Source organism: Kitasatospora sp. MBT63, from assembly GCF_000710465.2.
In the GTDB taxonomy this organism is placed as follows: domain Bacteria; phylum Actinomycetota; class Actinomycetes; order Streptomycetales; family Streptomycetaceae; genus Kitasatospora.
In genome coordinates this window covers 1-4,723 of the sequence record NZ_JAIZ01000134.1, presented here as the reverse complement: position 1 = coordinate 4,723, position 4,723 = coordinate 1, and the positions used below count along the sequence as shown (strand labels likewise).

The window sequence follows — 4,723 nt, the reverse complement described above, 5'->3', positions numbered from 1 at the left end:
CCTGGCGCAGCCCGTTGACCACCGGGCCCGGTCCGCGGTCCACCGCGCTGAGCAGTTGCTCGCCGGTGCGCCGGAACAGGTGCTGGAACACGGCACTGCCGACGGTCGCCCCGACACTGACGACAGCCGCGCCGATGATGGTGCCGTAGACGCCGAGTTCGGAGGCGAGGACGGCGCCGGCCACGGCAGCCAACGCACTCGCGACCACCTGGGCGACGCTCAGGTCCAGCCGTCGGGGGCGATCTCCTCCGGCCTCCGGTTCGGCGACGGTCCCACGCGGGTCCGGCTGGCTGGGCGGCGGCATCAACGTCCCTCGGTCGGCGCATCCTCTTCGAACAAGTCCACCCATCTTGCACAGACAAGGGCGGATGGGGCGAAAGTCGGATCCGCGGCGTTCGATATACGAAGGACAGAAGCCCCCACATCTCACATGGCGGAAACAGCGCCGCTGTCCCACCCGCGACCGTGCAGCCGTGCAGCCGTGCAGCCGTGCCGACCTTGCCACTTGACGCTCGCGGGCGCCCTCCGGCGCCTGCGGACCGCTCCCTCCCCCGACGTCCCAGGCCACTCCAGGCACGACCGGACAGCTACTGCTGCCTTGATCAGTGCTTCCTCGGGCACGTCTCGAAGGGGAGGGCACCGCGATGGTGGTCACCGATACAGGCGTGCAGAGGATGCCGCCGTGTGAAGGCGAGGTGGGCGTATCCATGGTCCAGGAGCAGGAGCCAGGACGGCTGGGCGCGCGCGGCGGTGCGGATCTGGTCATCCTCGTCGGTGGGACCGACCGAACCTCACACCGCGTCCGGCCGGTTCTGGACAGGCATCCGGTCCCGTCACCGGTGCCGGCTGATCAGAAGGACCTGCGCTGGAGGTACGGGCCGCCGCGCTGGGTGGAACTCGACGACGGCGAGCGCTGTTGGGCCTGGGTCCTTGAGCCGCAGGGTCGCTGCACATGACGGACCGCGAGGACGACGCGTCGCCCCCGATGCCGACCAGAGCCTGTCCCGCCCCCATGGAAGCCGACGACGGCGGGAACGCCGGGGACGGGCTTCCTCCCGGTGACCTGGAAGCCCGCGTCAACGCCACCGCGGACACCAATCCCCGGGCACGTGAGCTGGTCGAGAAGTACCGGGTGGATCTCGAGCTCATCTATATCTTGCGCTGGGCGGCCGCCGGACCCCGGACCGGTCAGGAACCGCACGTCGAAGGACCTGGGAGGTCACAGTGATCGTGAGAATCATGGGCGAGGGGCAGCTGACGTTGGCCGACTGCCACCTCCCTGAATTGAACAGGCTGGACGAGGCTCTGCTGGACATCATGGCGGCCGGGGACACCGGAGCATTCCAAACGACGTTGAAGGCGCTCATCGCAACGGTCCATCGACTCGGCACACCTCTTGCGGACGACTCCCTCCTGCCGTCCGACCTGATCCTGCCGGCCTCGAACGCGTCCATCCGGGAGGTCAGGTCGATGCTGCGAGATGGCGGTGAGGGTCTCATCCCGGATTGACCGGAGCGAGGAGTCCTGGCCGGGAGACGCGGCGAGCAGACAGCACGCGGGGCGACACCGCGATCGTCCGTCGTACGGAGTCGATTCACCAGGCCGCCGCGGCCACCGAGCCGGCCCGCCAGCAGGCCGAGCAGATCCGTCGCCGGCAGGCCGGAATACCGTTCCTCCGGCGGGCGGCCTCACCCAGGCACAACGCAGCGACCTGACGCTGACCCGGGAACACGCACGGCGCCTCGAGAAGACGCTGCGCGTCCTGGCCAAGGGTCCGTTTCCACGATCACGGCCGATGCCAGCACGACGCCCGCTTCAACGGCCCCGTCCAGGCCTATGCCGAACACGTCACCGTACTCGGCAGCGAAGTACGGATACTGGACGTCTTCTTCGGGCGCAAGGACAGCGCTATCGCCCGGATCCAGCTGGGCGCCCGGAACCGGACCCACCTCGGCTACCTGCGCGTCGCGGCGGAACCGGGCGTCAGCGCCATCAGCTATTGGTGCAGGTGTTGCCGGCACCGCAAATATTGATCGAATGGTAAATGGGGATCTTGATCACTTGGCCGGATATCCAACCGGACGATCCGAAGGAGAGAGCCGAAGCCGTGGCCGATGATGGGCTCACCCGGGTCGCTACCACCGCGGCGGAGGCGGACTGGGCCGCCGCAATTCCACCCACCGTAGTGAGCAGGGCCGCCCCGGCCATGGCCGCGGCGAATCGCTTCACAGAGCGTGTCATGGCTTTCCTCGATCCAAAGGCGAAAAGTCGGATATTCACTATTCACCCAGCCTGTGACTCTGCGTCTGGTTTGTCCAGCCTGAAAGGGCGGGCTGCCGTACCCCTCAGCGCACCCGGCCGGTCCGGCCCCGGGAGGCGGCAGGTCCCCCGGCGTCCGCGGTCACACCGCTGCCGTCGCACACCATCGACCGCCCACGGTGCGGCTGCCGGCCGACCGGATGACGCAGTCCGCCACTGTCCGAACCGCGCTCGGCCTGTGTCGTGGATGTTGTCCGCGGACAACATCCACCTCCGCGGAAGGGGGCCGGGACGGTGGATGCGCGAACAAGCACGGTGCATGCGGGTGGGCGGGTCTGTGCAGCCTTGGCGAGGTCATTGCGCCCCAGGAGGAGTCGCGAAGACCGCCAGAAGTCGGCCGTTCCACCATCGAGCGGGGCACCAACCCGACGACATGTCAGAAGATGCCCGATTTACTCCGTGTCGCGGGTACTGACACCGCGCCAGGGGTTAGTAAACTCCCCTCATGAGCGCTCCGATTGTGCCCGAGAACCGGGACAAGGTAGTTACCAAACTCCCCCCACAGCTTCGACGCGAGCTGAAGATCCGCGCGGCCACCGTCGGCGTCGACATCCAGGACGCCGTCACCCAGGGCATCCAGGCCTGGCGCGCCTCCAACAGTGCCCTCGACCTGATCGACACCGCCCGCAGCGACTCTTTCTCCACCTACGTGCCGTCCGCCCTCTACAAGAGCTTCCGTGAGGACTGCTCCACCCGTGGCATCCCCTACAACCAGGGCCTGGCACAGTCCATCCGCCTCTGGCTGGACACCCACCCCCTCCCCCAGCGCAACCGCATGGCGACCGGCGCCCGCAGGATCGCCTTCGGCAACCAGAAGGGCGGCGTCGGCAAGACCGCCATGTCCGCGGGCGTCGGCCAGGCCCTCGCCGAGATGGGCTACCGCGTCTGCCTGGTCGACTTCGACCCCCAGGGCCACCTCACGAAGCAACTCGGCCACGAGCACCTCGCCATCAAGGGCGACAGCCTCGTGAAGAACATGTGCGGCGAACGCCAGTCCGACCTGCGCGATCTGCTGATCAAAATCAGCGGAGACGCCTTCGACGGCCGCCTGTACCTGCTGCCTGCCTGCACCGACGGCTTCCTCCTCGACGCAAAGCTCGTCACCTCCCGCGAGGTGAGGGTCAAGGAGACCGCCCTCGAGAAGGCACTCGCCGAGGTGGAGCGCGAGTTCGACTTCGTCCTCGTCGACTGCCCTCCCAGCCTCGGCTACGCCATGGACAACGCTCTGTACTACGCCCGCACGCGCGCGGGCGAACCCGAGGGCTACTCCGGCGTGATCATCCCCGTCCAGGCAGAAGACTCCTCGGCGGACGCCTACGAGCTCTTGCGGGACCAGATCGACTCCCTCTGCGACGACCTCGAGATCGACATCCACGACCTGGGATTCATCGTCAACCTCTACGACTCCCGCAAGGGCTACGTGGTGACGTCCTCCCTGGAGGGCTGGAAGTCGATCGGCATCCCCGAAGTGATCGCCGTCGTCAACGAACTCAAGGACCAGCGCGAGGCCGTGCGCGCCAAGACCCCGCTGCTCGTCTACGCCCCCGACGGGGAGCAGGCCGAGATCATGCGCGACATCGCCAGGAGGATCGCAGAATGACCAAGGCCGCAGACCGCGTCGGCGCCGGCGCCTTCGGAAGCCTCGGCCGCCAGCCCCGCAGCGAGCGCGGACGTGCCAAGGCGCAGGCCGAAGGCGCCATCCCGGAGTACGAGCTCCTGCGCCTGGACCTGTCCAAGGTCGATCCCTGCCCCATGAACCCGCGCCGGAACTACGGCACCGAGGAGCAGAGCGAGGCTCTCGGCCAGAGCCTCGCGAAGAAGCAGACGACGGCCTGTGTCGTGGTGACCCGTGAGGCGTATCTGAGGCTCTGGCCCGCCCATGAGCGGATCACCAGCGGGGACAGCGAGTACGTTCTGCTGAACGGCGAGCGCCGCTACCGGGCCGCCCGCCAGGTGGGCCTGGAGGCACTCGATTGTGTGGTCCGTGACGACCTGGCGACGAGCCGGGCCGACTTCATGGACTACCTGATGATCGAGAACGAGGACCGAGAGGACTTCGATCTCATCGAGCGGGCCCGCGGCCTCGAACAGCTTCTTGCCGCCTGTGATGGCAACGCCGCCGAGGTGGCCCGCCGGCGTGGCCGGGACAGGTCCTGGGTCGGTAACCAGATCGCGCTGCTGACACTGCCGTTCGCCATTCAGCAACGTCTTGCCACCGGCGAGATGGCCGAGCGCTACGGGCGTCGGCTGGCCCGGGCGTTCAAGGACGACCGCTCACTTACTGCTGACGACCTCCTGGCACTGGAGGAGAGGCTCAAGAGCGAGGAACGGGCCAAGCGCGACGCGGTCCGGGAAGCGGCACGGATGTTGTCCGCGGACAACATCGCGACGTCCGCAGCTGAGA

At 67.9% G+C, this 4,723-nt stretch carries 4 protein-coding genes and 1 pseudogene; 3 read left to right on the top strand and 2 right to left on the bottom strand.

The annotated features are described in order from the left end of the window. A pseudogene (locus tag AA75_RS08970) lies at window positions 1-304 on the bottom strand (hypothetical protein); the annotation flags it as partial. A 920-nt stretch (window positions 305-1,224) separates the two neighbouring features. On the opposite strand from AA75_RS08970, the gene AA75_RS08955 reads away from it, so the two are divergent. Further along, complete coding sequence (locus AA75_RS08955) at window positions 1,225-1,509, top strand: hypothetical protein (protein ID WP_033819305.1); 285 nt, start codon at window positions 1,225-1,227, stop codon at window positions 1,507-1,509. Between the two features lie 483 nt (window positions 1,510-1,992). On the opposite strand, the gene AA75_RS45365 is transcribed toward AA75_RS08955, so the two are convergent. Then, window positions 1,993-2,229 (bottom strand): chaplin family protein, encoded by a 237-nt coding sequence (locus tag AA75_RS45365; RefSeq protein WP_158515471.1) that lies wholly within the window; start codon window positions 2,227-2,229, stop codon window positions 1,993-1,995. Between the two features lie 535 nt (window positions 2,230-2,764). Here AA75_RS45365 and AA75_RS08950 point away from each other — a divergent pair. After that, complete coding sequence (locus tag AA75_RS08950) at window positions 2,765-3,919, top strand: ParA family protein (RefSeq protein ID WP_033819304.1); 1,155 nt, start codon at window positions 2,765-2,767, stop codon at window positions 3,917-3,919. Further along, on the top strand, window positions 3,916-4,723 hold an 808-nt coding region (locus tag AA75_RS08945), incomplete at its 3' end, for a ParB/RepB/Spo0J family partition protein (protein ID WP_033819303.1). The genes AA75_RS08950 and AA75_RS08945, both read left to right, overlap by 4 nt.